28 protein-coding genes are annotated in these 22,802 nt (G+C 73.1%); 12 read left to right on the top strand and 16 right to left on the bottom strand.

Going from position 1 to position 22,802, the window contains the following annotated elements; genetic code table 11:
* The first annotated feature begins 188 nt into the window (after nt 1-188).
* The 9 genes from ACZ7MX_RS11105 (at nt 189) to ACZ7MX_RS11145 (ending at nt 4,675) form a co-directional block, all read left to right on the top strand.
* Nucleotides 189-578, top strand: a complete 390-nt coding sequence (locus tag ACZ7MX_RS11105; protein ID WP_472131263.1) for a gas vesicle protein GvpO — start codon at nt 189-191, stop codon at nt 576-578.
* Between the two features lie 83 nt (nt 579-661).
* Entirely contained in the window at nt 662-1,096 is a 435-nt protein-coding gene (locus ACZ7MX_RS11110; RefSeq protein ID WP_030411251.1) for a gas vesicle structural protein GvpA, read from the top strand.
* A 3-nt stretch (nt 1,097-1,099) separates the two neighbouring features.
* Nucleotides 1,100-1,813 (top strand): GvpL/GvpF family gas vesicle protein, encoded by a 714-nt coding sequence (locus ACZ7MX_RS11115; RefSeq protein WP_472131264.1) that lies wholly within the window; start codon nt 1,100-1,102, stop codon nt 1,811-1,813.
* Nucleotides 1,814-1,883: 70 nt separating this feature from the next.
* A complete protein-coding gene (locus ACZ7MX_RS11120; RefSeq protein ID WP_472131265.1) occupies nt 1,884-2,135 on the top strand; it encodes a gas vesicle protein GvpG in 252 nt (83 codons plus the stop codon).
* 48 nt (nt 2,136-2,183) lie between these two features.
* Nucleotides 2,184-2,867 carry a gas vesicle protein gene (locus ACZ7MX_RS11125; RefSeq protein WP_472131266.1) on the top strand — a complete coding sequence of 228 codons (684 nt, stop codon included), beginning with the start codon at nt 2,184-2,186 and terminating at the stop codon, nt 2,865-2,867.
* Nucleotides 2,864-3,670: a GvpL/GvpF family gas vesicle protein gene (locus tag ACZ7MX_RS11130; RefSeq protein ID WP_472131267.1), complete on the top strand. Its 807-nt coding sequence runs from the start codon at nt 2,864-2,866 to the stop codon at nt 3,668-3,670. Before ACZ7MX_RS11125 ends, ACZ7MX_RS11130 begins: the two co-directional genes overlap by 4 nt.
* Nucleotides 3,667-3,951, top strand: a complete 285-nt coding sequence (locus tag ACZ7MX_RS11135; protein WP_472131268.1) for a gas vesicle protein — start codon at nt 3,667-3,669, stop codon at nt 3,949-3,951. The genes ACZ7MX_RS11130 and ACZ7MX_RS11135 overlap by 4 nt, the downstream gene beginning before the upstream one ends.
* The gene (locus ACZ7MX_RS11140) at nt 3,948-4,364 is read left to right on the top strand and encodes a gas vesicle protein K (protein ID WP_472131269.1); all 417 of its coding nucleotides are present in this window, start codon (nt 3,948-3,950) and stop codon (nt 4,362-4,364) included. Before ACZ7MX_RS11135 ends, ACZ7MX_RS11140 begins: the two co-directional genes overlap by 4 nt.
* Before the next feature lie 116 nt (nt 4,365-4,480).
* Nucleotides 4,481-4,675: a CsbD family protein gene (locus tag ACZ7MX_RS11145; RefSeq protein WP_472131270.1), complete on the top strand. Its 195-nt coding sequence runs from the start codon at nt 4,481-4,483 to the stop codon at nt 4,673-4,675.
* 109 nt (nt 4,676-4,784) lie between these two features.
* On the opposite strand, the gene ACZ7MX_RS11150 is transcribed toward ACZ7MX_RS11145, so the two are convergent.
* The 3 genes from ACZ7MX_RS11150 to ACZ7MX_RS11160 are packed head-to-tail and all read right to left on the bottom strand — an operon-like array spanning nt 4,785 to nt 7,450.
* A complete protein-coding gene (locus ACZ7MX_RS11150) occupies nt 4,785-5,771 on the bottom strand; it encodes a Rieske (2Fe-2S) protein (RefSeq protein WP_472131271.1) in 987 nt (328 codons plus the stop codon).
* A 5-nt stretch (nt 5,772-5,776) separates the two neighbouring features.
* Nucleotides 5,777-6,754, bottom strand: a complete 978-nt coding sequence (locus tag ACZ7MX_RS11155) for an SRPBCC family protein (RefSeq protein WP_472131272.1) — start codon at nt 6,752-6,754, stop codon at nt 5,777-5,779.
* 6 nt (nt 6,755-6,760) lie between these two features.
* Nucleotides 6,761-7,450: a histone protein gene (locus tag ACZ7MX_RS11160; protein WP_472131273.1), complete on the bottom strand. Its 690-nt coding sequence runs from the start codon at nt 7,448-7,450 to the stop codon at nt 6,761-6,763.
* A 317-nt stretch (nt 7,451-7,767) separates the two neighbouring features.
* On the opposite strand from ACZ7MX_RS11160, the gene ACZ7MX_RS11165 reads away from it, so the two are divergent.
* Nucleotides 7,768-9,474, top strand: coding sequence for an alpha/beta hydrolase (locus ACZ7MX_RS11165; RefSeq protein WP_472131274.1), 1,707 nt, complete (start codon nt 7,768-7,770; stop codon nt 9,472-9,474).
* Between the two features lie 31 nt (nt 9,475-9,505).
* Here the strand turns inward: ACZ7MX_RS11165 and ACZ7MX_RS11170 are convergent, their stop codons facing one another.
* The 3 genes from ACZ7MX_RS11170 to ACZ7MX_RS11180 form a co-directional block, all read right to left on the bottom strand.
* A complete protein-coding gene (locus tag ACZ7MX_RS11170; RefSeq protein WP_030798711.1) occupies nt 9,506-9,736 on the bottom strand; it encodes a DUF6458 family protein in 231 nt (76 codons plus the stop codon).
* 146 nt (nt 9,737-9,882) lie between these two features.
* A complete protein-coding gene (ku, locus tag ACZ7MX_RS11175) occupies nt 9,883-10,881 on the bottom strand; it encodes a non-homologous end joining protein Ku (protein WP_472131275.1) in 999 nt (332 codons plus the stop codon).
* A 147-nt stretch (nt 10,882-11,028) separates the two neighbouring features.
* The gene (locus ACZ7MX_RS11180; protein ID WP_472131276.1) at nt 11,029-11,427 is read right to left on the bottom strand and encodes a DUF7144 family membrane protein; all 399 of its coding nucleotides are present in this window, start codon (nt 11,425-11,427) and stop codon (nt 11,029-11,031) included.
* 607 nt (nt 11,428-12,034) lie between these two features.
* Between ACZ7MX_RS11180 and ligD the strand changes: the two genes are divergently transcribed.
* The gene (gene ligD / locus ACZ7MX_RS11185) at nt 12,035-13,015 is read left to right on the top strand and encodes a non-homologous end-joining DNA ligase (RefSeq protein ID WP_472131277.1); all 981 of its coding nucleotides are present in this window, start codon (nt 12,035-12,037) and stop codon (nt 13,013-13,015) included.
* Between the two features lie 16 nt (nt 13,016-13,031).
* On the opposite strand, the gene ACZ7MX_RS11190 is transcribed toward ligD, so the two are convergent.
* Nucleotides 13,032-14,216 carry a cation diffusion facilitator family transporter gene (locus tag ACZ7MX_RS11190; protein ID WP_472131278.1) on the bottom strand — a complete coding sequence of 395 codons (1,185 nt, stop codon included), beginning with the start codon at nt 14,214-14,216 and terminating at the stop codon, nt 13,032-13,034.
* Nucleotides 14,217-14,370: 154 nt separating this feature from the next.
* On the opposite strand from ACZ7MX_RS11190, the gene ACZ7MX_RS11195 reads away from it, so the two are divergent.
* Nucleotides 14,371-15,027, top strand: coding sequence for an HhH-GDP family DNA glycosylase (locus ACZ7MX_RS11195; RefSeq protein WP_472131279.1), 657 nt, complete (start codon nt 14,371-14,373; stop codon nt 15,025-15,027).
* Between the two features lie 42 nt (nt 15,028-15,069).
* Here the strand turns inward: ACZ7MX_RS11195 and ACZ7MX_RS11200 are convergent, their stop codons facing one another.
* From ACZ7MX_RS11200 to ACZ7MX_RS11240, 9 genes are all read right to left on the bottom strand, one after another.
* On the bottom strand, nt 15,070-16,887 hold the full coding sequence (locus ACZ7MX_RS11200; protein WP_472131280.1) for a complex I subunit 5 family protein: 1,818 nt from the start codon (nt 16,885-16,887) through the stop codon (nt 15,070-15,072).
* On the bottom strand, nt 16,884-17,231 hold the full coding sequence (locus ACZ7MX_RS11205) for a sodium:proton antiporter (RefSeq protein WP_467569363.1): 348 nt from the start codon (nt 17,229-17,231) through the stop codon (nt 16,884-16,886). The genes ACZ7MX_RS11200 and ACZ7MX_RS11205 overlap by 4 nt, the downstream gene beginning before the upstream one ends.
* Nucleotides 17,228-17,980 (bottom strand): MnhB domain-containing protein, encoded by a 753-nt coding sequence (locus tag ACZ7MX_RS11210; RefSeq protein ID WP_472131281.1) that lies wholly within the window; start codon nt 17,978-17,980, stop codon nt 17,228-17,230. The genes ACZ7MX_RS11205 and ACZ7MX_RS11210 overlap by 4 nt, the downstream gene beginning before the upstream one ends.
* Nucleotides 17,977-18,246: a hydrogenase subunit MbhD domain-containing protein gene (locus ACZ7MX_RS11215; protein ID WP_472131282.1), complete on the bottom strand. Its 270-nt coding sequence runs from the start codon at nt 18,244-18,246 to the stop codon at nt 17,977-17,979. Before ACZ7MX_RS11215 ends, ACZ7MX_RS11210 begins: the two co-directional genes overlap by 4 nt.
* Nucleotides 18,236-18,730 (bottom strand): monovalent cation/H+ antiporter complex subunit F, encoded by a 495-nt coding sequence (locus ACZ7MX_RS11220; RefSeq protein ID WP_472131283.1) that lies wholly within the window; start codon nt 18,728-18,730, stop codon nt 18,236-18,238. The genes ACZ7MX_RS11215 and ACZ7MX_RS11220 overlap by 11 nt, the downstream gene beginning before the upstream one ends.
* On the bottom strand, nt 18,727-18,903 hold the full coding sequence (locus tag ACZ7MX_RS11225) for a hypothetical protein (RefSeq protein WP_385857492.1): 177 nt from the start codon (nt 18,901-18,903) through the stop codon (nt 18,727-18,729). The genes ACZ7MX_RS11220 and ACZ7MX_RS11225 overlap by 4 nt, the downstream gene beginning before the upstream one ends.
* Before the next feature lie 140 nt (nt 18,904-19,043).
* On the bottom strand, nt 19,044-21,455 hold the full coding sequence (locus ACZ7MX_RS11230) for a phosphoketolase family protein (RefSeq protein ID WP_472131284.1): 2,412 nt from the start codon (nt 21,453-21,455) through the stop codon (nt 19,044-19,046).
* Nucleotides 21,456-21,497: 42 nt separating this feature from the next.
* Nucleotides 21,498-22,463: an LLM class F420-dependent oxidoreductase gene (locus ACZ7MX_RS11235; protein WP_472131285.1), complete on the bottom strand. Its 966-nt coding sequence runs from the start codon at nt 22,461-22,463 to the stop codon at nt 21,498-21,500.
* Nucleotides 22,464-22,537: 74 nt separating this feature from the next.
* Complete coding sequence (locus ACZ7MX_RS11240) at nt 22,538-22,723, bottom strand: hypothetical protein (protein WP_472131286.1); 186 nt, start codon at nt 22,721-22,723, stop codon at nt 22,538-22,540.
* Between the last annotated feature and the right edge of the window lie 79 nt (nt 22,724-22,802).

The following is a 22,802-nucleotide window of genomic DNA, read 5'->3' on the forward strand; positions in this document are numbered from 1 at the left end:
GTTACGCCGACGGCCGGATCACGGCATGCGAGCGGCCACCGGCGCCCGGGTGCCGGCGGGGCACGCGGAGGGCCGGACGGCTGCGGGCCGTCTGGCTCGCGATATAGGACAAACCGCCGTATATCATGTAATGGCGCCTCTTGAACCTGGCGCGGGCAGCATGTCACCTCCGAATCCTGAGAGGAAACATGGCCGCAGAAGAAGAGGACGACGAAGCACCGGACCGGCGCCCGAGCCGCGGAAAGACGGCGGGGAAAGGCAGCGAGGCACCTTCCGGCAGCCGGGAAACGGATGAGAGTGGAACGGAGCGCGCCGCCCGCCGCGTTTCCGCGCCGCGGGCGATGCGCTACGCGGCCGAGCAGCTCCAGGAGCTCCTGGGCCGGGCCCCCGAGTCGGTCTCCGCGGTGCAACCGACGGAGGACGGCTGGATGGCCGACGTGGAGGTTCTGGAACTCGAACGCGTCCCCACCACGAGCAGCGTGATGGCGAGCTACCGGGTGACGCTCGACGAAGAGGGCGAGCTGATGTCCTACGAGCGCACCCGCCGCTACACCAAAGGACAGATCGGCCAGAGCTAGCCGACGCCGACATCACCGTTCGGCAAGTGAACGACACGGCCACCTCGGTGGAATCCGGAGTGCGCCGGTGAAAGGGAGGCACCGTGAGTGTAGTGCCGCAAGGAGGAGGAGCCGTTGCGACGGGTGGCGGACAGGCCACCGGCAACCTCTACGACGTCGTGGAACTGCTCCTGGACCGTGGTCTGGTCATCGACGTCTTCGCACGGGTCTCGCTGGTGGGCCTGGAGATCCTCAAGGTCGACGCCCGCATCGTCGTGGCCAGCGTGGACACCTATCTGCGCTTCGCCGAAGCCTGCAACCGCCTCGACCTGGAGTCCGGCCGCAAGGCCCCGTCCAAGCTGACGGACGTCGTCGGCGAGGTCACCGAGGGCGGCGCGCGCGGCAAGACCAAGGGGGCCCTGAGCGGTGTCGCGGAGTCCGTGGCCGACGCCCTCAAGGCCGGCGTCCAGGAGTCCGAGGAACGGCACAAGGAGCCCGCGGCCAAGCGCGAGCGACCGGTGAGGCACCGAAAGGACTGAGCCATGCCCGTCTACGTCTACGCGATCGTCTCCCGCAGCCATCCGCAGAAGCTGGACGGTTTGAACGGAGTGGGCGACCCGCCGTCAGAATTGCGCACGGTGGCCGGCGAGGAGCTGACCGCGGTGGTCAGTGATGCCCCCGAGGGGCTACGGCCCAAGCGCCGCGACCTCGCCGCCCATCAGGCCGTGCAGGAACGGCTGATGGCCGACGGCACGGCCCTGCCGCTGCAGTTCGGCTTCACGGCCGACGACGAGGACGCGGTGCGGACCGTGCTGGAGGAACGCGCGGAGGAGTACGCCGAGCGGCTGCAGGCGCTGGAGGGCTGTGTCGAGTACCACCTCAAGGCCGCCCAGAGCGAGGAGGCGCTGCTGCGCCAGATCCTCACGGAATCGGACCAGGCGCGCCGGATGAACGAGGAGGTCAGAAGCGGCCGGGCCGGCCCGGACCTGCCGCTCGCGCTCGGCGAACTGGTCTCGAAGGAGGTCGAGGCGCGCAAGGAACGGCTGGCCGCCGTGGTCTCCGACGCGCTGAGCGGGTTCGCCCGCGAGGTGAGCACCTACAAGGCGGCCGGGGACGATTTCCTGAGCGTGTCGTTCCTCGTCGACCGGGACCGGGAGGAACGCCTGCGCACCGCGGTGCAGAAGATCGCCGACGAACTGGGCGAGGACTTCGACCTGCGGCTGCGCGGTCCGCTCCCGGTCTACAGTTTCGTCTGATCCGCCAAGGCCCGGCCGGTCGTCCGGCTCGTCCGGACGTCCGGTCCGCGGCCTCGTCCAGGGAGTTCCCATGGGTCTGCTGGGACAGATCGCCACCCTTCCGCTCGCCCCGGTGCGCGGGGTCGTCTGGGTCATGGAGCGGGTGGTCGAGGCCGCCGAGAACGAGTACTACGACCCCGCCCCCGTGGAGAAGCAACTCGCCGATCTGGAGCGGCAGTTGCTGGCCGGGGAGATCGACGAGGAGACGTTCGACCGGCGGGAGGACGAACTGCTGGACCGGCTGGAGGAGATCCGGGCCCATATCCGGGGCACCGGCGGCTGAGCCGGGCCGCCCGGCCGCCGCAACGGCAGGGAAGCGAGGTGCAGGTCCGTGAGTGAACCCGTCGCCAGGAGGCTGGGTGACCATCCGTCCAGGGCCGCCCCGTCCGGCGGCCAGGGCACCTCGGCCAACCTCGCCGACATCCTGGAACGCGTCCTGGAAAAGGGCCTCGTCATCGCCGGGGACATCCAGATCAACCTGCTCGACATCGAGCTGCTCACCATCAAGCTGCGGCTGCTGATCGCGTCGGTGGACAAGGCGAAGGAGATGGGCATCGACTGGTGGGAGCACGACCCCGCACTGTCCTCCCGGGCCTCCGACGGCTACCGCTCGCTCGCCGAGGAGAACCGGCGGCTGCGGGCCGAACTCGCCGCGGCGCGCGACCGGCCCGTGGGCGACGAGCTGCCGCCGGGCGACACCGCGGAGCAGCCCGACGACGCCGCGGCGGGCGACGAGGCCGAGAACGTCCGGGCGAACGAGCAGGCCGCGGTGACCAGGCAGGCCGGGCAGGCCAGGCGGGCCAAGCGGGCCCCGGGGGCCGAGCCGGCCGAACCGCCCGGACCGCCCGAGCCCGCCGAGCGCGCGGACCGCCCGGCCCCCCGCGGACGGCGCACCGTGAGCGGCACTTCGGGCACCTCGGGCACGTCCGGCACCTCGGGCCGGGCCCGCACCTCCGGCACCGCACGCAAGCGGGCCGAGCCGCGCCCCCGGGGCAAGAAGCGGGACGAGCCATGACCGAGCTCATCAGCTATGCCTACGCGGTCGCGCGGGACGCCGACGGATCGCTGGAGGCGGAACTGTCCGGGCTCCCGGGGGTGGCCGACGCGCCCGTGCGTCTGGTGCGTACCGGTGACGACGGCGATGTGGTCGTCGCCGTCAGCGCGGTGCCTGCGGCGGACTTCGACGAAAGCGCACTCCGTTCCCACCTCGAGGACCTGGACTGGCTGGAGGTGGTCGCCCGCGCCCACCACCGGGTGATCGAGGCGCTGGCCGCCCGCAGCACCGTACTGCCGCTGCGGCTGGCCACCGTCTACGTCGACGACGAAAGCGTCCGGCTGATGCTGGCGGACCGCCGGCAGGCGTTCGCCGACCGGCTCGCCGAGCTGGCCGCCCAGACCGAGTGGGGGGTCAAGATCTACGTCGAGGCCGCCGAGGCCCCCGAGGAGCCGTCCGCCGACCAGGACGTGAGCCCCGGGCGGGCCTACCTCAGCCGGCGCAGGGCCCAGCGGCACGCCCGCCAGGACGCCTACCGGCAGGCCGAAGAGGCGGCCCGGCGGGTCGAGGACACCGCCCGCACCTATGCCGTCGACCAGGTCAGGCACCGGGCACAGCAGGGCGAACTGGCCCAGGGCCCGGGCGAGAACGTCGTCAACGACGCCTACCTCGTGCCGCAGCAGGACGCCGAGGACTTCCGCACCGACGTCCTCCGGGCCGGTGACGGCTTCCCCGGCGTCCGCGTGGAGGTCACCGGGCCCTGGGCGCCCTACTCCTTCGCCGTCCCCGCCGAGGCCGAACCCGTGCGGAGAGCCGCGCCGTGAGGCCCGTGGGCGGGCCGCCGGCCAGGACGGACGAGCCGCTGCCGAACCAGCAGGTCGCGCTGATCGACCTGCTGGACCGGCTGCTCAGCGGCGGTGTGGTGCTCACCGGCGACGTGGTGCTCTCCATCGCCGACATCGACCTCGTCCGCATCACGCTGCGCGCGCTGGTCGTCTCCATCAGCGCCGCGAACCCCTCCCCGTGGCCGTCGCGCGAGGAACTGGCGCAGCGGGGCGAGTTGCCGTACCCGGAGGAGCCGACGCTCCCGGAGGGCGGACCATGACCCAGGACGCCCGGTGGCCGGCCGGCGCCCGCTTCGACGAGGTCGCCGACGCGGCGGAGCGCGCCTTCCGCCTGCTGCCCGCGGCACCGGAGGACGAGGTCCTGCGCACGCCGGGCGGTCCGTCGCACCGGCCCGCCCACCGGATCGCCACCGATCCCGACACGGTGGAACGCGACCTCATGAAGCTCGTCCTCACCCTCGTCGAGCTGCTGCGGCAACTCATGGAGCGCCAGGCCCTGCACCGGGTCGACGCCGGGGACCTGACCGAGGAGCAGGAGGAACGGCTGGGCGAGACGCTGATGATCCTGCACAGCCGGATGGTGGACCTCTGCGCCCGGTACGACCTGTCACTGGAAGACCTCAACCTGGACCTCGGACCCCTCGGAACGCTGCTGCCACCGGCACCGTCCTGACCGGCGCCGTCCCGCAACCAGGAGCACGAAGCCAGGAACACGACCAGGAACACGACCAGGAGCACGACCAGGAGCACGACAAGGAGCACGACAAGGAGCACGACAAGGAGCGCGAGATGGACATCAGGAAGAAGACCCGGGAGCTCGGCGGCACCGCCGCGGGCAAGGCCAGGGAAGCGATCGGCAGGACCAAGGAAACGACCGGCAGGGCCCGCGGCGACGCGGGGCTCGAACACCGGGGCAGGGCCGAGAAGGCCATGGGCAAGGTCAAGCAGGCCGTGGAGAAGGGCCGGCACACACTGAAGCACTGAGCCTGCTGCCCGGCCGGAACGGCCGACGAGAACCGGTCCCCGCCGCCCGTGTCTCCGTGCGGGCGGCGGGGACCGGTGGCGTGTGCGCGCGGCCCGGCCCCGGCCGGTGTCAGCCGCCGGCGTCGGGCAGCCGTACCCGCACGGTGCCGTCGGACTCCACGCTCACCTGGAACGCGGGCTGCGGCGCGGTGGCCGGCCCCCGTACGTTGGCGCCGTCCGCCAGCCGGAAGACGCTGCCGTGCCAGGGGCACTCCACACAGCCGTCCGCGACCTTCCCCTCCGACAGCGGCCCCGCCAGGTGGCTGCACCGGTCGGCGAGGACGTGGATGTGGCCGCCCGGCTGCCGCACCACGACGAGGGGCACCTCACCCAGCTCCCGGCGCACCGCCTCGCCGACCGGGAAGTCCTCCACCCGTCCCACGGTGTGCCAGCCCGCCGCCACGAGGTACGGCACCGGCTGGGCCTTGTTGGCGCCCGCGGCCTGCCGGTAGGCGAGGTGCCCGCCCAGCAGCCCGCCGGTACCGGCCGCGCACAGCCCCGCGAATCCGAGCGCCTTGCCCAGCGCGGTACGGCCGCGGCCGCGCTGCACCCAGGAGTTGGCGTACAGGCCGATGGCCACGGCGTTCGACGCGGCGTGCACCAGCCCGGTGCGCATCTGGTCCTGCTGCTGCTCGGCCCAGTCGACCCAGCCGGCCAGCGCGGCCGGCAGCGCGGACAGCACGCCCACGCCCACCAGCACCCGGGCCCCGCGCCGGTCGCCGGGCACCAGGTCGAGCACCGCGGCGGACAGCCACGAGCCCAGCGGGAGCTGTACCAGCGCCGGGTGCAGCGGATGGCCGATCGGCAGCCCGTGCAGCACATCGCGCCAGCGCCCCAGCGGCAGCCCATGGACCGCCCGCCGGAGCGGGCCGATCACCGGGTCCAGCTTCTCCAGGCGGCTCAGTTCGTCCAGGGAACGCAGGAACGTGGCCTCGGCGCGGGCCGCGGCGCCTTTCCACGTCCCGGTGTCGCTGCCGGAACCGGTGGCGGTCCGCAGGACGCCACCCGTACCCGGGGAGAGGACGGCGAATTTCGTGTACCGCGCGGAGAGCCGCATCAGCCTCACTCCTCTTCGGTCTCTTCCTCGTCCTCTTCGGCGGGCGCTTCCTCGTCCTCCTCGCGCTCTTCTCCCGGTTCCTCTTCCTCCTCCTCTTCTTCCTCCTCTTCGCCTTCTCCTTCGCCCTCCTCGCGTTCTTCCTCGCCTTCTTCTTCCTCGGCCGCTTCGCTCTCCTCCTCCTCGACGGCCTCTTCATGGGTCCGGACGACCTCGCCGTCGCGGATCTCGCCGCGCCAGCCCTCCGGTTCCTCGGTGGTGAGGGTCACGTAACGCTGGAAGTGCTTGAAGTCCAGCCGCAGCCGTCGTCCCTGCGCACGCCAGATGTTTCCGGTCTTCTCGAAGAAGCCCGAGGCGTAGTACTCGACGACCAGCACGATGCGGGTCAGGTTCGGCGCCAGCTCGTGGAAGCTCACCGCGCCCCGGGTCGATCCCTTGGCCCCCTCCGAGGTCCAGACGATCCGGTCGTCCGGTATCTGTTCCTGGACGGTCGCCTTCCAGCCCCGGGTCGACGGTCCGACCTTGGCCTTCCAGTCGCTGCTCGTCTCGTCGTGCGGCGACACATTGCGCACGCCTTTGGTGAAGCGGCTGAATTTCTCGTACTGCGTCCAGTGGTCATAGGCGGTACGCACCGGCACACCGACGTCCAGGACCTCGATGATGTTGGTGACCTTCCGGTCGCCCGAGGCGCGTTTCTTTCCGCCGCCGAAAGCCTCCTTGGCCTTTCCGACCAGCTTGTCCTTGACGCTTTTCGCCGTTCCGGAGAGCACTGCCTTGGCGGGGGATTTGCCGCCCAGAAGGCCCATGCCGATCTCCTTGCCCAGGGAGCCGCCGTTCTCGGCGACATCCGTGAGCCGGTCCGTCACGTCCGTCAGCTTGTCGCCGGCGCGTTCGGCGAGGTTTCCCACCCACGCCGTCATGAGGTTGCCGAACTCGTCCCGCACCCGGTCCAGCCCCGAGTCCAGGCCCGATCCCGTTCGTGCCATGACCGGTCACCTCCCGCCTCTGCCGCGCGACGCGGTCTTCTTGGCGGCGCTCTTCTTCGCCGGAGCCTTCTTGGCCGCCTTGGCCGTCTTCTTCGCCGCCGGTGCCTTCTTGGCGGCGGCCTTTCGTGCCGGGGCCTTCTTGGCGGCGGCCTTCTTGGCCGGGGCCTGGCTGCCGGCGGTCTTCTTCTCCGGAGCCCTTTCCCCGCGGGCTCCGCCGCCGCGGCGAGGCGGCTCCTCTTCCTCCTCTTCCTCCTCTTCCTCGTCCGGCCCCTCCTCGTCCTCCTGGTCGTACTCGCCTTCTTCTTCCTCCTCCTCGGGCTCCTCGTCCTCCTCCCGAGGTTCCTCCTCGTACTCCTCCTCCTCTTCCTCGTCCTCTTCGGGGCCGAGCCGGAGGCGGCGGGTCTGGTCCTGGAGGGTCCCGGCGAGCGAGGCCAGCTGGCGGGTGGCGGCGGCCGTCAGGGCCTTGCGGCCGGCATCCATCACCTCACCGCGGAGCTGGTCGCCCAGATCCGCGACCTGGGGGATGTCCCCGAGCTTGCGGAGGTTGTCGGACACCAGCTGACGGGGGTTGAGGCCGGATTGGCGCCCGGCGAGATAGGACGCCGCCGTGAGCGCGAGCCGGCCCTTCTTGGTACGGCCCAGCACATAGCCGCCGGCCATCGCGGCGGCGAGCATGATCTTCGTTCTCTCGTTCATGGACGTGTCACCTTTTCCTGGGCAGCCTGCCGATCGGCGCCATATCTCCAGAGTGATCCCTGTGGTGACCTGCGCATCTCGGGCGCCTCTCGCGGGTGCGGAGCGCGGCCGCGCCCCGTGGGCAGGCCGGAACAGCGGGTTCGCCCGCCGTTACGGGCAGCCCGCTCTACGGGTTACCGGCGGTCCGGAAGAAAAACACGCGGGTCCGTCAAAGTGGCGTCGATGCGGTCAAAAAGCGGTCAAAGAACCGCAGGACGTCCGGCCTGCCGTCGGCCCGTAGGTGTGCGGACCGAGGGCGACGGTCCTACGCTCGGAATATGCCGGGATCACGCCGTGCCCCGCCTCGTACGGGGGCAGATCGTGGGGGAGCCGGGGGAACGCGGCGGGTCCGCCGGTGTGCGGCCGCGGCCCGGCTGCCGGCCGTGGCGGCGGTGGTGGCGCTGCTCGGCGTACCGGCCGGCGTCCCCGCCGCCCTGGCGGTAACTCCCGTGCCGGCGGTCGCCGGTGAACCGTCCCCCGGCCCCGGGCCGGCGCGCTTCTACCAGCAGCGGCTCTCCTGGGCCCGGTGCGGACCGGACGTACAGGAGAGCGCCCGCAGTCAGGGCGACACCGCGCCGCCGGGCTTCTCCGACCGGCTGGAATGCGCCCGGCTGACCGTACCGCGGGACTATGCCCACCCCGACCGGACCGCGCTGCAGGTCCAGCTGGTCCGGCTGCCGGCCACCGGGCCCGGCAAACGGCTCGGTTCCCTCGTGCTCAACCCCGGAGGTCCGGGCGCTTCCGGCGTCGACTACCTGATCGGCAGCGGCAGCGCCTTCGCGCGCCCCAACCAGCGCTACGACCTCGTCAGCTTCGATCCGCGCGGCACCGGGCGCACCGAACCCGTCTCCTGCGGCAGCCGGCTCGCCCCGCCGCCCGGCAACGGCGCCGACGACACCCTCGCGGCGAAGGAGAAGCGCATCAACGAGGCGTGCGGGCGGTACTCCGGCGGACTGCTTCCCTGGGTCGGCACCACGGACGTCGCCCGGGACCTGGACGTGCTGCGCGCCGCGGTCCACGACGACAAGCTCAACTACCTGGGATTCTCCTACGGCACCAAGCTCGGCGCGGTCTATGCCCATGAATTCCCGGACAAGGTCGGCCGGATGGTGCTGGACGGCGTCGAGGACCCCACCAAGAACACCTGGCAGACCGCGCTCGGCCAGGCCCGGGGCTTCCAGCGGGCGCTGGACGACTTCACCGCCGACTGCGTCCGTGCCGCCGACTGCCCGCTCGGCACGGACGACGGCCGGGCACAGGACCAACTGCTCCGCTGGTACCGGGAGTTGACCGATACACCGTTGACGGTGCAGGGGCGTACGGTGGACGAGACCACCTATGTCTACGCGCTGCGCGAGGCCCTCTACAGCCGCAGCGACTGGCCGGCCCTGCGGCAGGCCCTGGCGCAGCTGCGGCGCGGTGACGGCGCGGGCATCCTCCGGCTCAGCGACAGCGGCGGCAGCCTGGCCCCCCACAGCAGCAGGGCCCGCGGCGGCACGGCCGTTGCCGTACCGCCGCGGGCCGGACTCCCGCCGCGGCGGACCGGGCAGGACGACCAACTGCCGCCGCAGGACCAGCTGGCCCTGCGCGCGATCTCCTGCCGGGACACCTCGGAGCGCTACGGCGCCGCCGACTATCCCCGGGCGGAGCGCGAACTCACCCGGGCCTCACCGCTGTTCGGCCCGGACATCGCCCCGACCCTGCTGGACTGCTACGCCTGGCCGGTCGCGGGCGACGACTCCTCCCGCGACGTCGCGGCGCCGGACGCACCGCCGATGCTGCTCGTCGCCACCACCAACGATCCGGCGACCCCGTACCAGGGCGCCTTCAACATGGCCCGGGCGCTGGACAACTCCAGCGTCGTGCTGACCTTCCGCGGGGAAGGGCACGCCGCCTACACCACCGGCGACACCTGTATCCAGAATCATGTCGACCGTTTCCTGATGGACGGCGTGCTGCCCGGGCCGGGCAGCAGCTGCGGCTGAGCGGTCCGCTGGCCGGCAGCCCGTGGACCGGCTACCCCCGGTAGTAACGGTTGTCCTCGACGTCCACCACCGGAGCGCCGGGGGAGGGCGGCTGGGTGCGCCGCCGTTTGAGGATGCTCACGTACGTCGCGAGCCCGATGATGCCGACGATCATCATGATGATGCCGACCAGGTCGAGGTTGATCCCGGCCATGTGCCAGTCGGTCGCGAACGTGAGGATCGCCCCCACCGCCAGCAGACCGATGCACCCGCCGATACCCATGGTGTTTGCCTCCATAACTGGTTTTGACGGTCAGGCCTGTTGACAGTGCGGTTACCCCGGGGCGGGGGCCTTATGTCCGCGGCCGCGGCGGGACGTCCGGCGCGGGGGGAGGGGGCGGGGCCCCGAGGTGGGCCCGGGCGGGCGGCTCAGCCCGCGCGACGGCCGCCGCGGCCCGCGGTCTTCTTCGCCGCGGCCGGCTTCTTCGCCGCGGCCGGCTTCTTCGCGGCGGTCTTCTTCGTGCCTGCCGTCTTCTCGGCGGTCTTCTTGGTGCCCGTCGCGCTGGCGGCCGTCTTCTTCTCCGCGGCCTTCCGCCCCGCTGACTTCTTCGCGGTCGCGGCCGGGCCGGACTCCTCGTCCTCGCCGCGCGACCGCTTCGCCGCCCGGACGCTGTCCTGCAGCGCCGCCATCAGGTCCATCACCTGGCCGGCCGGGGGCTCCTCGCCGGTCTCGAACTCCGGCTCGCGGTCGGCCAGCTTCGCCGCCACCAGCTCTTCGAGCGCCTCGCGGTAGTGGTCGTGCACGTCCTCCTCGGACAGTCCGCCGAAGGAGTCCATCAGCGCCTCGGCGGCCGCCACCTCATTGGCGTGCACCGGTGCCTCGCGCTCGGGCAGCACCCCCTGCAACGGGCGGATCTGGTGCGGCCAGAGCAATTGCTGCATCACCAGGACCTCGCCCATCGGCCGGATCATCGCCAGCGTCTCCCGGCCGTGCAGCGCGATCTTCCCCAGGCCGACCCGCTGGTGCCGTTCCATCGCCTCGCGCAGCAGGACGTACGGTTTGGCCGCGGCCGGGCCGTCGATGCCCAGGTAGTAGCCCTTGCCCAGCTGTAGCGGGTCGATGTCACCGCCGGCGACGAAGGCGAGGATGGTGAGTGTCTTGGCCGTGGGCAGCGGGAGGGCCTCCAGGTCCTCGTCGCTGAGCGGGACGACCGTGTCGCCGTCGCCGGGCCGGTAGCCGCGGCCGATCTCGTCGGGGGAGACCTCGGCGTCCTCCAGGGAGCACACCGGCTGGTTGCGCACCCGCCCGCCGTCCTTGGTGTGGATGCGGACGAAGCTGACCGATGCGGAGGTCTCCGTGGCGTTGTACGCGGCGACCGGGATCGTGACCAGGCCGAAGCTGATGGCGAACTTCGCCGTGGGACGCATGGGGGCCGCCTTCATCGGTGCGTTCGGCTCCATGCTAAGCGGACCGGGCGAACCGTACATCCCGGATCATATCGGGCATGGCCCGATCGGGTCGGGCGGCGGCCGCCCGGGGCGCCCGCACCCCGGGCGGCCCCGTGGGCGGTCAGGTCACGCCACGGCGTGCCGGTGGTCTCCCGCGCAGAGCGCCCAGATGATGAAGATGTCGATGGCGACCAGCGTCAGGGCCCAGAACGGGTAGTACGGGATCCACAGGAAGTTCGCGAGCGCGCTGAGGCCGACGAGGACGACGCCGAGGATGCGCGCCCACATCGCTCCGCTGGCGATCAGGGCGACGCCGGCCGCAAGGATCACGATGCCCAGGATGAGGTGGATCCATCCCCAGCCCGCGAGGCTGAACGAGAACACGTAGTTCCGCGTCGTGAGAATGACGGTGTCCTTCGCGATGGCGGAGATGCCCTCCAGCAGGGTCATCGCCCCACCGAAGATCATCAGGACGCCCGCGAAGGCCGTCCATCCCCCGACGATGGTGGGTTTCTGCGTGGCCATGGCTCACTCCTCACCTGGGAAACCCGGCCGGCCGCCGGCGCGATCCCGGCGGGGGTCATGTGGTCATGCACTGTTTCCACGTTTCCACAGGGACCGGCCGGCCGCATGTCAGGGGTGAGGGGCCCGCATTGAGGGGGGATCAGCGCCGGCCGGCCCCGGGGCGCGGCGCCGCGGCCGCGCCCGAGGTGCCCGGCGCGGGCAGCGGATCGGGCGCGGGGCCCGGTTCGGGCCCCGGCGTGGGCGGCGCCGGATGCGGCGGGATCGGATCCGGCTCGGGGGCCGGTACCGGTGGCGGAACCGGATCAGGGCCGGGGGCGGGCACCGGGCCGGGGCGCGGGCCCGGCGTGGGTCCGGGCGGCCCGGGCCCCGGGCCCGGCGTCGGTGGTACGGGGTCGCGGGCTCCGCGCCCCCACTGACGGCACGTCGCGTCCGGTACGGATTCCGGCACAACACCCTCCTTCGCTACGGCCCCACGGGCGGTACGCCCATGAGGCCCCTTCGGGACACCACCCTTGTTGCCGTTTTCGGGCCCGGCATGCGGCGTGGCGGGCGGCCGCCACCCGGACGCCGGAGCGTACGGCGGCCCGCAGCGGGTACCCCCGCCCGCATGGAGGACACGGACAGGAACCCGGAAACCGGCAGCAAGCGGACCGGCAAGGGCGGCAAGGGCGGCCAGGGCGGTACGAAGACCGTGCGGGCGGGCGGCCGGACGGTGGAGGTGCACCGCCCGGACAAGGTGCTGTTCCCGGACGACGGGCTGACCAAGGCCGATGTCGTCGACTACTACCGCCAGGTGGCCGCGGCCGCGGTCCCGCACCTGCGGGACCGCCCGCTGATGCTGGAACGGCTCCCGGAGGGGCTGGACGGGCCGCACTTCATGCAGAAGGAGACCCCGGACCACTACCCGGACTGGATCCGCCGCGAAGAGATGGCCAAGGAGGGCGGCACCGTCACCCATCCCGTCTGCGACGACAAGGCCACCCTGCTCTACCTCGCCGACCAGGCCTGTCTCACCCTGCACCGCTGGCTGTCCCGGGCCGGCCGGCCCGACCACCCGGACCGGCTGGTGTTCGACCTCGACCCGCCCGGCTCCGGCTTCGAGCCGGTACGGGAGGCCGCCCGGCAACTCGTCGGGCTGCTGGACGAACTCGGGCTGCCGACGATGCTGATGACCACCGGCTCGCGCGGGCTGCACGTCATCGTCCCGCTGGACGGCCGCGGCGACTTCGACACCGTGCGCGGCTTCGCCCAGGACGTGGCGGAGGTGCTGGCCGGGCGCCACCCGGACCGGCTCACCACGGCCGTGCGCAAGAAGGCCCGCGGCGACCGGCTCTACCTGGACGTCCAGCGCAACGCCTACGCACAGACGGCCGTCGCCCCCTGGTCGCTACGGGCCAAGCCGGGCGCGCCGGTTGCCGTGCCGATCCGCCACGAGCAGCTCGACGACCCCGAACTGACCGCGCGGAGCTGGGCGTTGACGGACCTGGCGGGCGTCCTGGAGCAGGCCCGGGCCCGGCCGTGGTCGGCGGTGCCGGCCCGCGGGCGGTCGCTGCGCACGGCCCGCAAGCGGCTCGACCGACTGCGCTGAGGGGCCGTCGGCCCGGTCAGTCCGCCGGCGGTCCGGTGTCCGGCGCGTCCGGCCCGGCATGCGGTCCCGGTGCGTGCGGCCCGGCGTGCGGTCCCGGCGTCTGCCGTTCGCGGTCGGCGAGCACCGCCTCGTCGAGCAGTTGTCGCTCCCGGCGGGCCCGTTCCCGGTCCTCGGCCGAGGCTTCCGTGACGTCCAGGAAGATCTGGTCGGCGACCGGCCAGCGCCGCCGGAGCTCCGTCTTCACCCGGACCAGCACCTCCTCGACCTCCTCGCTGTCCAGCCCGCCGACGAGGTCGATCCGGGCCGCGACCAGCGTCGACCGGGTGCCCAGCCGCATGGTCAGCAGGGTCGTCACCGCGTCGATCTCCGGCTGCCGGTCCAGGAATCGGGCGAGCGCCTGGCGCAGCGCCGGGTCGGCGGCCTCACCGATGATCCGGCCGCGGGACTCCTTGGCGAGCTGGTAGGCGACGTACATCAGCAGCGCCCCGATGACCACCGACGCCCAGCCCTCCCACGCCACCTCGCCGGTGAGCAGGTGCAGCCCCACCCCGGCCATCGCGACCAGCACGCCGAAGCAGGCGGTGGCGTCCTCGGCCAGCACCGTCCGCAACGCCGGATCGTCACCCGCGCGGATCGCGGCCGGCATGCTCCGGCCGGTCTCCCGCGCCTGACCGCGGACCTGCGCCAGCGCGCGCAGCAGCGACGAGCCCTCGGCGAGCAGCGCGACCCCCAGGACGACCAGCCCGACCGTGTAGCCCGTGCGGCTCTCCGAACTGCCCGAGCGCAGCGCCTCGACGCCCTGGAAGAACGAGAAGCAGCCGCCCATGACGAAGATCCCGACGGCGGCGAGCAGGGACCAGAAGTACCGCTCCTTGCCGTAACCGAACGGGTGCCGGGAGTCCGGTGCGCGGGTGCTGCGCTTGAGGGAGGCGAGCAGGAAGAGCTCGTTGAGGCTGTCGGCGACCGAGTGCGCGGCCTCGGAGAGCAGCGCGGGCGAGCCGGCGATCAGCCCGCCGGCCACCTTGGCCAGGGCGATCACCAGGTTGGCGCCGAGCGCCACGAACACGGTGACCGCGGTCCTGGCGTCCGCCCCGTCCTGCGACGGCCCGTCCTGCGTCTCGCCCTGCGGCCCGTGACGCGCAGTGCCCTGCGCATCGCCCTGCGTCTCGTCCTGCGTCTCGTCCTGAGTCCCGTTCGACACCACGTGCCTCCGGTGGTCGGTCGGCCGGCCGACGCGAAGCGTAGCCGCCCGCGGCGCGGCGCGCACCCGGGCCGACCGGTTGGTTCCGGCCCGGCGAAGGGGGCAGCCTGGAAGCGGGAGGAGACCCGCAGCCCGACGACGTCAGGAGCCGGCCATGGGCGGTACATCCGACCGGGCCCTTGCCCGTACGCTGCTGGAACGACACGGTACGACCTACGCCCAGGAGAGCGGCATCCGGCTGCGCAACACCCCGCAGCCGCTCTACCAGGTGCTGGTGCTGGCCCATCTGCTCAGCGCCCGGATCCGGGCCTCCGTGGCGGTGGCGTCGGCGCGTGCGCTGTTCGAGGCCGGTCTGCGCACGCCGCGGCGGATGGCCGACGCGACCTGGCAGCAGCGGGTCGACGCGCTGGGCGAGGGCGGCTACCGGCGCTACGACGAACGGACCGCCACCCAGCTCGGGGACGCGGCGGAGCTGCTGCTGGACGAGTACGGCGGGGACCTGCGGCGGATGCGGGACGCGGCGGCCGGCGACGCCGCCCAACTGCGCGGCGCGCTGCGCAAGGTGCCCGGCCTCGGGCCCGCGGGCTGCGACATCTTCCTGCGCGAGGTGCAGGGCGTCTGGCCCGAATTCGCCCCCTGCGTGGACGGCAAGGCCCTCCAGGGCGCCGAGCGGCTGGGCCTCCCGGAGGACGGCCGCAGGCTGGCCCGGCTGGTGGGCGAGGACGAACTGGCGGCGCTCGCCTCGGCGCTGGTGCGGGCCGCGCTGGACAGGTCCGTGGTGGACGACGTGCGCGAGGCGGCGGACGGCTGAGGCGGCCGGGAGCCCTGGGCGACCGGTGACCGCCCGCAGCCGTCAGGCGATCAGGGCCCCCAGCAGGGCGACGCCCGCGACGAACCAGGCGATGTAGTCGCCGACATGACCGGAGTGCACCCGGCGCAGCGGCACGGTCCAGCGGGCCGGTTCGTCGCGCACCGGCCGCCGTACGGTCCCCAGCGCGAGACCCGCGGCCAGTGCGGTGGCCACCAGACCCCACCCCACCCCGGCGGCGGTCCAGTGCGGCGGGGGAGTGGGCACCGGCTCCGCCGCCCGGCCGTGCAGCACCGCCGCGAGGTAGCCGGTGTGGTCGGTGAAGGCGTCCGCGGCCTGCCCGATGCCGGTCCGCAGGCCGGGGATCAGCCCCACCGCCAGGGCCGCGGCGAGCAGCACCGCCGGCACGGTGAGCATGGTGTCCGGGATCCGGGAGAGCAGACCGCCCCGGGTCTCCGGCTCCTCCTCACCGGTCGTCTCGTCGGCCGGGTGCTCACCGGCGTCGGCCGGCCGGGGGCCCAGACCGAGGAACACCCGGGCCCCGGCCCGCAGCACCGCGCCCCCGGTGACCGCCGACACCAGGACGAACAGCGCGGTCGCCCAGCCGCCCACGGCCTCCTCGGTGACCGCCTTGCCCAGTGCGGTGCCGAACGGCGGCAGCCCGGCCAGCGCCAGCCCGCCGGCCCCGAACAGCGCGCCCACCCACGGCAGTTCGCGCCCCCGGCCGTGCAGCTGGTGCTCGTCGACGCTGGCGAACCGGTCCAGCAGGATGCCCACGCACGCGAACAGCGCCGCCTTCACCCCGGCGTGCCCCAGGACGTACACCGCGACGCCGCCGACCCCCTCCGGGCTGAGCACCGCAATGCCCACCAGGAACAGTCCGGCGTGCGCCACCGTGGAGTAGGCGAGCAGCCGCTTGAGGTGGCGCTGCTGCCAGCACATCAGCGCGCCCAGGACGGCGGTCAGCACGCCCAGGGCCAGCAGCGCCCGGTGGGCGTCCGGCGCCGGCAGCCCGCCCGGACCGGCGAACACCGTCCAGTAGACCCGGGCCGTGCCGTACAGCCCCAGCTCCACCATCACCCCCGACATCAGCATGCACACCGGTGTCGGGGCCACCGCATGGGCGTCGGCCAGCCAGAAGTGGAACGGCACCGCCGCCGCCTTGACCAGCAGTCCGGTCACGACCAGGGTGAAGGCGGCGATCAGCAGCGCGTCCGGGGTGCCGCCGGGCGACCCGGCCAGGGCGTTGCCGATCTGGGCGAAGCCCAGCTCGCCCGTGTGCGCGTAGAGCAGGCCGATGCCCAGCAACGTGGCGTATCCGCCGAGGGAGTTGACCACGCCGAAGACCAGGGCGCCCTGGACGGCCCGGGCCTCCTCCACCCGGTAGCCGGTCAGCGCGTACGCGACCACGCCCATCAGCTCGAAGAACACGAAGGCGTTGAAGAGGTCGCCGGTGAGCGTGAATCCGCACATGCCGGCCTGGAAGAGCAGCACCAGCGCCGGGAACGAACCGGCGTGCCGGCGCGGCGGCTCGTCGAAGTACCGCCAGGCGTACGCGAGCGCCGCCAGCACCAGCAGGGAGACCAGGGTGGCGAGCCCCAGGCCGGTCCGGTCGCCGACCAGCACGATGCCCACGCTCACCCCGCCGTGCGGCCGCCAACCGCCCACCCACTCGGCGGGCTGCCCGGCCGCCGACGGCGTGGCCGCCAGCGCGAGCAGGGCGAGCACCGCGGCACCGGCCGCGAACAGGCAGCCCAGCGTCTCGGCGGCGTACCGGGGCAGCCGCCGGCCCGCCCCCACCAGCAGTGCCGCACCGAACATCGGGGTGACCACGATCAGCGGCAGGGTCTGTGCGACGCTCACCCCCGCAGCTCCGACAGCTCGTCCGGGTCCACCGTGCGGTGGCGCTTGGCGACCTGGATGACCAGGGAGAGCAGCAGGGCGGTCACGGTCGCGCCGATGACGATGTCGGTCAGCGTGAGCGCCTGGACGACCGGATCGACGACCGGACGCGAGCCCGGGGCGATGTCGGAGAACACCGGCGCGGTGGCGCCGGAGCGGTAGCCGACGGCCAGCAGCAGGACGTAGGTCGACGACTGGCAGACCGCCAGACAGCCCACGGCGTGGATGAGGTTGCGGCTGGTCGCGAGCCCGTAACACCCCATCAGGAACAGCCAGCCCGCGACCACGTACGGCGCTGCGCTCATGCCCGGTCCTCCGCCTCCTCGTCCGTACTCGCGATCTCCACCGCCTGGTCCAGGAACCGGGCCAGCAGCACCACCACCCCGGCGGCGACCTCCACGCCGATGGCGGCGTTGAGCAGTGGGACGGTGCCGCCCGAGGAGAGGGTGTTGAAGGTGCCGTAGGGCAGGAAATTGCCCAGGAACGCCCAGCCCGCCAGCAGCGCCGCCGCGCCCACCAGGACGTACGCCGCCTCGCCCGCGGCGTCCGCGACCTCGTACATCCCCAGCGGCCGGATCCGCTCCAGCGCCCGGTAGTCCACCGCGATGTAGAGCAGGTGCAGCGAGGTCGCCACCACCACCCCGCCCTGGAAACCGCCGCCGGGGCTGAGCTGGCCGTGCGCGACGATGTACAGCCCGATGAGCAGGGTGACCGGCAGGGCGAACAGCGCGTAGCGGCGCACCGACGGCGCGACCCGGGCCGGCTCGGGCTGCTGCCGGTCCTCGTCCCGGGTCTGCCGCAGCAGGACGACGGTGCCCAGCACCGAACCGAAGAGGATGGACTCCTCGCCGAGGGTGTCCAGGGCCCGCTGGTCGAAGTTGACCGAGGAGACGGTGTTGGCGGTGTGCCGGGCGAGCGCGGCCCGCACCGCCCGGTCGCCGTAGGGGTGCCAGTCGCCCCCGAACGAGGGCAGGTCCAGGCAGGCCAGGACGTACAGCACCGCCGCGCCGAGCCCGCCGAGGGCCAGCACCCACATCCGCAGCCGCATGGTCATTCCCGCTCCTCCCGGCGCTCGCTGCGGGCCTTGCGGCGCACCTTGCGCACGGACAGCAGCACCATCAGCGGCGTCAGCGCGGAACCGACCGCGAGCTGGGAGAGCGCGACGTCGGGCGCCTGCAGCAGCAGGAAGAGGGTGGCCAGCGACAGCCCGAGCAGCGACAGCACGAACGACTGGCGGACGGGATCGCGCACCAGCACCGCCGCGGTCCCGGCGGCGGCCACCAGGAGCAGGCCCAGCAGCACCGGCAGTTCACCGGTCATCGGACATACCCTCCGCGGGTGCGCCCCGCCCGTGGCCGATGGCCGCCGCGGCCTGCACCGCCCGGGTCGCCACCCGGCAGCCCAGTGCCAGCAGCACCCCGATGACCAGGAGCTTGACCATCGCCCGGCCGGGCCCGGTGGCGACGCAGAGCGGCAGCACCACGGCGGCCACCGCGACGTAGTTCACCGCCGTCAGCGCGCGCAGCCACCGCTGCCCGGGCGGATGGTCCGCCAACTGGTCGGCGAGCAGCCGCACAAAGAGCAGCGTCCCGGCCGGGCCCAGCACCGAGAGCATCAGCGCGGTGTCGACGTAGGCCGGCCGGGCGAAGCCCTGCGACAGCAGCAGGAAGACCAGGCTGAGGAAGGTGGTCGCCACGTTCTGTGCGGGCACCCGCCGCCGGGCCCGCCCGGTGGCCACACCGCAGGCGGCCGGCGCGAAGCCGCACAGCAGCAGCGCGGTGCCCGCGGCGGTCCAGCCGTTCACCGGTCGCCGACCGCACGCCGGGCCCCGCGGGCCGCCGCGGCGGCGACCAGTCCGGCGCCCGCACCGACCACCCATTCCAGGGTGTCGACGGGGCCGATCAGCATGATCCACAGCAGGGTCAACGCCGCCCACCAGCCCAGGAGTTCACCCCCGGCCGCCAGCGCTCGCACCATCCGCCACCCACCTCCCTGCCGACCGGGTACCCGCGCCTCAGGCTCACATGCGGCGCCCCGGCCGCCCCGTCACCGCGCCGCGCATTACTCCGTCGGGGCGCGCGGCGTGCGGCGCGGGCGCCGGAGCGCCGGACGGCCGGTCAGCCGGACCAGGTCCAGTCGGCGACCTCGGGCAGATCGGTGCCGTGCTCCCGGATCCAGGCGTGGTGACGGGTGCGGACGTCCGCCAGCGCCTGGCGCAGCGCGACGGCGCGTACGCCGAGGCCGGGCACCCGGTCGATGACGTCCATCACCAGCCGGTAGCGGTCGAGGTCGTTGCGGACGACCATGTCGAAGGGCGTGGTGGTGGTGCCCTCCTCCTTGTAGCCGCGGACGTGCAGGTTCGGGTGGCCGGCCCGCCGGTAGCCGAGCCGGTGGATCAGCCACGGGTAGCCGTGGTACGCGAAGATCACCGGCTTGTCGCGGGTGAACAGCGCGTCGTACTCGGCGTCCGTCATGCCGTGCGGGTGTTCCCCCGCCGGCAGCAGCCGGGCCATGTCGACGACGTTGACCACCCGCACGGCGAGCTCCGGCAGATGACGGCGCAGCAGGTCGGCGGCGGCCAGCGTCTCCAGGGTGGGGACGTCGCCCGCGCAGCCCAGTACCACGTCGGGCTCGCGGCTGCCGTCCTCGGTGCCGGCCCACTCCCAGGCGCCGGCGCCGCGGGCGCAGTGCGCGCGGGCCTCGTCCAGGGACAGCCAGTCGAAGCTGGGCTGCTTGCCGGCCACGATCACATTGACGTAGTCCCGGCTGCGCAGCGCGTGGTCGGCCACCGACAGCAGGGTGTTGGCGTCCGGCGGCAGGTAGACCCGGACCACCTCGGGGCTCTTGTTGAGGATGTGGTCGACGAACCCGGGGTCCTGGTGCGAGAAGCCGTTGTGGTCCTGGCGCCAGACGTGCGAGGTGAGCAGGTAGTTCAGCGAGGCGATCGGGCGCCGCCAGGGCAGCCGGCGGGCCGTGCGCAGCCACTTGATGTGCTGGTTGACCATCGAGTCGACGATGTGCGCGAACGCCTCGTAGCTGGAGAACAGGCCGTGCCGCCCGGTGAGCAGATAGCCCTCCAGCCAGCCCTGGCACAGGTGCTCGGAGAGCACCTCCATGACCCGGCCGTCGTGCGCCAGGTGCTCGTCGGTGTCCAGCACCTCGGCCTGCCACGCCTTGCCGGTGACGTCGTAGAGCGCCTCCAGCCGGTTGGAGGCGGTCTCGTCCGGGCCCACCACGCGGAAGTCCCGGCGCCCGGCGGTGGCCGCCATGATCCCGGACAGCAGGCCGCCCAGCACCCGGGTCGGCTCGTGCAGCACGGTGCCGCGCTTGTCGACCTCGACGGCGTACCGCTCCAGCGGCGGCACCGGCAGGTCCCGCAGCAGCAGCCCGCCGTTGGCGTGCGGGGTGGCGCCCAGCCGGCGCGGACCCTCGGGGACGCAGGCCAGCACCTCCGCGGTGGGCCGGCCCTGGGCGTCGAAGAGCTCCTCGGGCCGGTACGAGCGCAGCCACTCCTCCAGCTGCCGCAGGTGCCCGGGGTTGTCGCGGACGCCGGCCAGCGGGACCTGGTGGGAGCGCCAGGTGTTCTCGACGGGCTTCCCGTCGACCTCGTGCGGGCCGGTCCAGCCCTTGGGCGTGCGCAGCACGATCACCGGCCAGCGCGGGCGGTCGGTGAGGCCGTCGCCGCGGGCCCGGCGCTGGATGTCGGAGATCCGGTCCAGGCAGCGGTCCATGGCGGCGGCCAGTGCCTGGTGCACCGCCGTCGGGTCGTCACCGGTGACGTGCACCGGCTCGTGTCCGTAGCCGCGCAGCAGCGAGTCCAGCTCCTCCTCGGGGAGCCGGGCGAGCACCGTGGGGTTGGCGATCTTGTAGCCGTTGAGGTGCAGGATCGGCAGGACGGCGCCGTCGTGCACCGGGTCGAGGAACTTGGTGGCGTGCCAGGACGCGGCGAGCGGGCCGGTCTCCGCCTCGCCGTCGCCGACGACGCAGGCGACCAGCAGGCCGGGGTTGTCGAAGGCCGCTCCGTAGGCATGGGTGAGGGAGTAGCCCAGCTCACCGCCCTCGTGGATCGATCCCGGCGTCTCCGGGGCGACATGGCTGGGGATCCCGCCGGGGAACGAGAACTGCCGGAACAGCCGGGCCATGCCCTCCCCGTCCCGGCCGACGTCGGGATAGGTCTCCGCGTACGTGCCGTCCAGCCAGGAGTTGGCCACCACGGCGGGGCCGCCGTGCCCCGGCCCCCAGATGCACAGCGCGTCCAGCTCACGGGCCTTGACGACCCGGTTCAGATGGGTGTGCACCAGGTTCAGTCCGGGGGAGGTGCCCCAGTGGCCCAGCAGCCGCGGCTTGATGTGCTCGGGGCGCAGCGGCGCTTCCAGCAGGGGGTTCGCCATCAGGTAGATCTGCCCGACGGACAGGTAGTTGGCGGCCCGCCAGTGCGCGTCCAGGGCGCGCAGCTCGGCGGCGTCCAGCGGCCCCGGCGCCGCCGACCGCCTGGTTCCGGGCGCTGCCGGGGCGTGCGCGTCGGACATGCTCAGCTCCTCACGACGGTGGCGTGCAACGGACGGTCAAGGTCACAGGTCGCGCAGCGCGGGCAGCAGCTTGGCCTCCGCCCACTCCAGGAACGGCTCCTGGTGGCCGCCGCCGATCTGCACCAGCGCGACCTCGGTGAAGCCCGCGTCCACGTACGGGCGCACCGCCTCGACGAACCGGCCCACGTCGTCGCCGCAGGGAATCGCCTCCGCGACGTCCTCGGGCGTGACGTACTGGGTGGCCTGGGCGAACCCCTTCGGGCCGGGCAGTTCGGAGTTGACCTGCCAGCCGCCGAGCATCCAGCGGAACTGGTCGTGCGCCCGGGCGACGGCCGCGTCGCGGTCGGGGTCGTAGCAGACCGGCAGCTGGCCGACCCGGGGTTTGCCGGCGCCGCCGTGCCGGTCGAAGGACGTCAGCAGCCCGGCCTTGGGCTCGGTGGCGATGAGCAGGTCGCCCAGCTTGCCGGCGATCTCCACCGACCGTTCGCCCGACACGGCCACCCCGATCGGCGGCGGTTCGTCGGGCAGGTCCCACAGCCGGGCGTGCACCACGTCGAAGTGGGTGCCGTGGTGGGTGACCTCACCGCCGCCGAAGAGCTTGCGGATGATCTCGATCGACTCGGCCAGCTTGTCCAGCCGTACGGGTGAGGCCGGCCAGCCCGCGCCCACCACGTGCTCGTTGAGGTTCTCACCGGAGCCCAGCCCCAGCCGGAACCGGCCGCCGGAGAGCAGTTGCATGGTCGCGGCCTTCTGGGCGACGACCGCGGGGTGGTAGCGGGTCGTCGGGCAGGTCACGTAGGTCATCAGCGGGATGCGGGTGGTGGCCTGCGCCGCGGCGCCCAGCACGCTCCAGGCGTACGGGGCGTGGCCCTGCGAGTCCAGCCACGGGAAGTAGTGGTCGGAGGTCACCGAGAAGTCGAAGCCGGCGCGTTCGGCACCGACGACATGACCGACCAGGGCCCGCGGGCCCGCCTGTTCGGTCATCATTGTGTATCCGATCTGCACCATTCAACCCACCTTGCTGTCGCGGGACGGGGTCTGCAACCGGGGCCTGCAACCAGGGCCTGACCAGGGCGGTTGCGTCAGTCGGGCGGTTCGGGCGCGGGATGCTCTCCCGGCTCGGCCCCGGGCGGCTCGGCGGGGGCGGTGCCCGGCTCCTCCGTTTCCGGTTCCGGCTCGGCCGGCACCGGGTCCCGCGGCAGCGGGTCCGGCTCGCTCGGTACGGGGCCCGGCCCCTTGGGCGCGGGTTCAGTGCTCACATGGGTCATAGCGCTCTCCTTCCTCTCCATCCTGCGTCCCATGCGGGTACTCGGCCCGTTCGGGGCGGAAACCTGGTCCGCGGGAGGA

It is taken from the genome of Streptomyces sp. NPDC107765 (assembly GCF_055657085.1).

Excerpts from the sequence above, each read along its gene's own strand:
- ACZ7MX_RS11160 (WP_472131273.1), bottom strand. The coding sequence starts at position 7,450 with ATGAACGAGAGAACGAAGATCATGCTCGCCGCCGCGATGGCCGGCGGC.
- ACZ7MX_RS11230 (WP_472131284.1), bottom strand. The coding sequence starts at position 21,455 with ATGTCCGACGCGCACGCCCCGGCAGCGCCCGGAACCAGGCGGTCGGCG.
- ACZ7MX_RS11155 (WP_472131272.1), bottom strand. The coding sequence starts at position 6,754 with ATGGCACGAACGGGATCGGGCCTGGACTCGGGGCTGGACCGGGTGCGG.
- ACZ7MX_RS11240 (WP_472131286.1), bottom strand. The coding sequence starts at position 22,723 with ATGACCCATGTGAGCACTGAACCCGCGCCCAAGGGGCCGGGCCCCGTA.
- ACZ7MX_RS11120 (WP_472131265.1), top strand. The coding sequence starts at position 1,884 with ATGGGTCTGCTGGGACAGATCGCCACCCTTCCGCTCGCCCCGGTGCGC.
- ku (WP_472131275.1), bottom strand. The coding sequence starts at position 10,881 with ATGCGTCCCACGGCGAAGTTCGCCATCAGCTTCGGCCTGGTCACGATC.
- ACZ7MX_RS11215 (WP_472131282.1), bottom strand. The coding sequence starts at position 18,246 with ATGACCGGTGAACTGCCGGTGCTGCTGGGCCTGCTCCTGGTGGCCGCC.
- ACZ7MX_RS11235 (WP_472131285.1), bottom strand. The coding sequence starts at position 22,463 with ATGGTGCAGATCGGATACACAATGATGACCGAACAGGCGGGCCCGCGG.
- ACZ7MX_RS11195 (WP_472131279.1), top strand. The coding sequence starts at position 14,371 with ATGGGCGGTACATCCGACCGGGCCCTTGCCCGTACGCTGCTGGAACGA.
- ACZ7MX_RS11225 (WP_385857492.1), bottom strand. The coding sequence starts at position 18,903 with ATGGTGCGAGCGCTGGCGGCCGGGGGTGAACTCCTGGGCTGGTGGGCG.
- ligD (WP_472131277.1), top strand. The coding sequence starts at position 12,035 with ATGGAGGACACGGACAGGAACCCGGAAACCGGCAGCAAGCGGACCGGC.
- ACZ7MX_RS11105 (WP_472131263.1), top strand. The coding sequence starts at position 189 with ATGGCCGCAGAAGAAGAGGACGACGAAGCACCGGACCGGCGCCCGAGC.
- ACZ7MX_RS11170 (WP_030798711.1), bottom strand. The coding sequence starts at position 9,736 with ATGGGTATCGGCGGGTGCATCGGTCTGCTGGCGGTGGGGGCGATCCTC.
- ACZ7MX_RS11180 (WP_472131276.1), bottom strand. The coding sequence starts at position 11,427 with ATGGCCACGCAGAAACCCACCATCGTCGGGGGATGGACGGCCTTCGCG.
- ACZ7MX_RS11165 (WP_472131274.1), top strand. The coding sequence starts at position 7,768 with ATGCCGGGATCACGCCGTGCCCCGCCTCGTACGGGGGCAGATCGTGGG.
- ACZ7MX_RS11115 (WP_472131264.1), top strand. The coding sequence starts at position 1,100 with ATGCCCGTCTACGTCTACGCGATCGTCTCCCGCAGCCATCCGCAGAAG.
- ACZ7MX_RS11140 (WP_472131269.1), top strand. The coding sequence starts at position 3,948 with ATGACCCAGGACGCCCGGTGGCCGGCCGGCGCCCGCTTCGACGAGGTC.
- ACZ7MX_RS11205 (WP_467569363.1), bottom strand. The coding sequence starts at position 17,231 with ATGAGCGCAGCGCCGTACGTGGTCGCGGGCTGGCTGTTCCTGATGGGG.
- ACZ7MX_RS11150 (WP_472131271.1), bottom strand. The coding sequence starts at position 5,771 with ATGCGGCTCTCCGCGCGGTACACGAAATTCGCCGTCCTCTCCCCGGGT.
- ACZ7MX_RS11210 (WP_472131281.1), bottom strand. The coding sequence starts at position 17,980 with ATGACCATGCGGCTGCGGATGTGGGTGCTGGCCCTCGGCGGGCTCGGC.
- ACZ7MX_RS11130 (WP_472131267.1), top strand. The coding sequence starts at position 2,864 with ATGACCGAGCTCATCAGCTATGCCTACGCGGTCGCGCGGGACGCCGAC.
- ACZ7MX_RS11145 (WP_472131270.1), top strand. The coding sequence starts at position 4,481 with ATGGACATCAGGAAGAAGACCCGGGAGCTCGGCGGCACCGCCGCGGGC.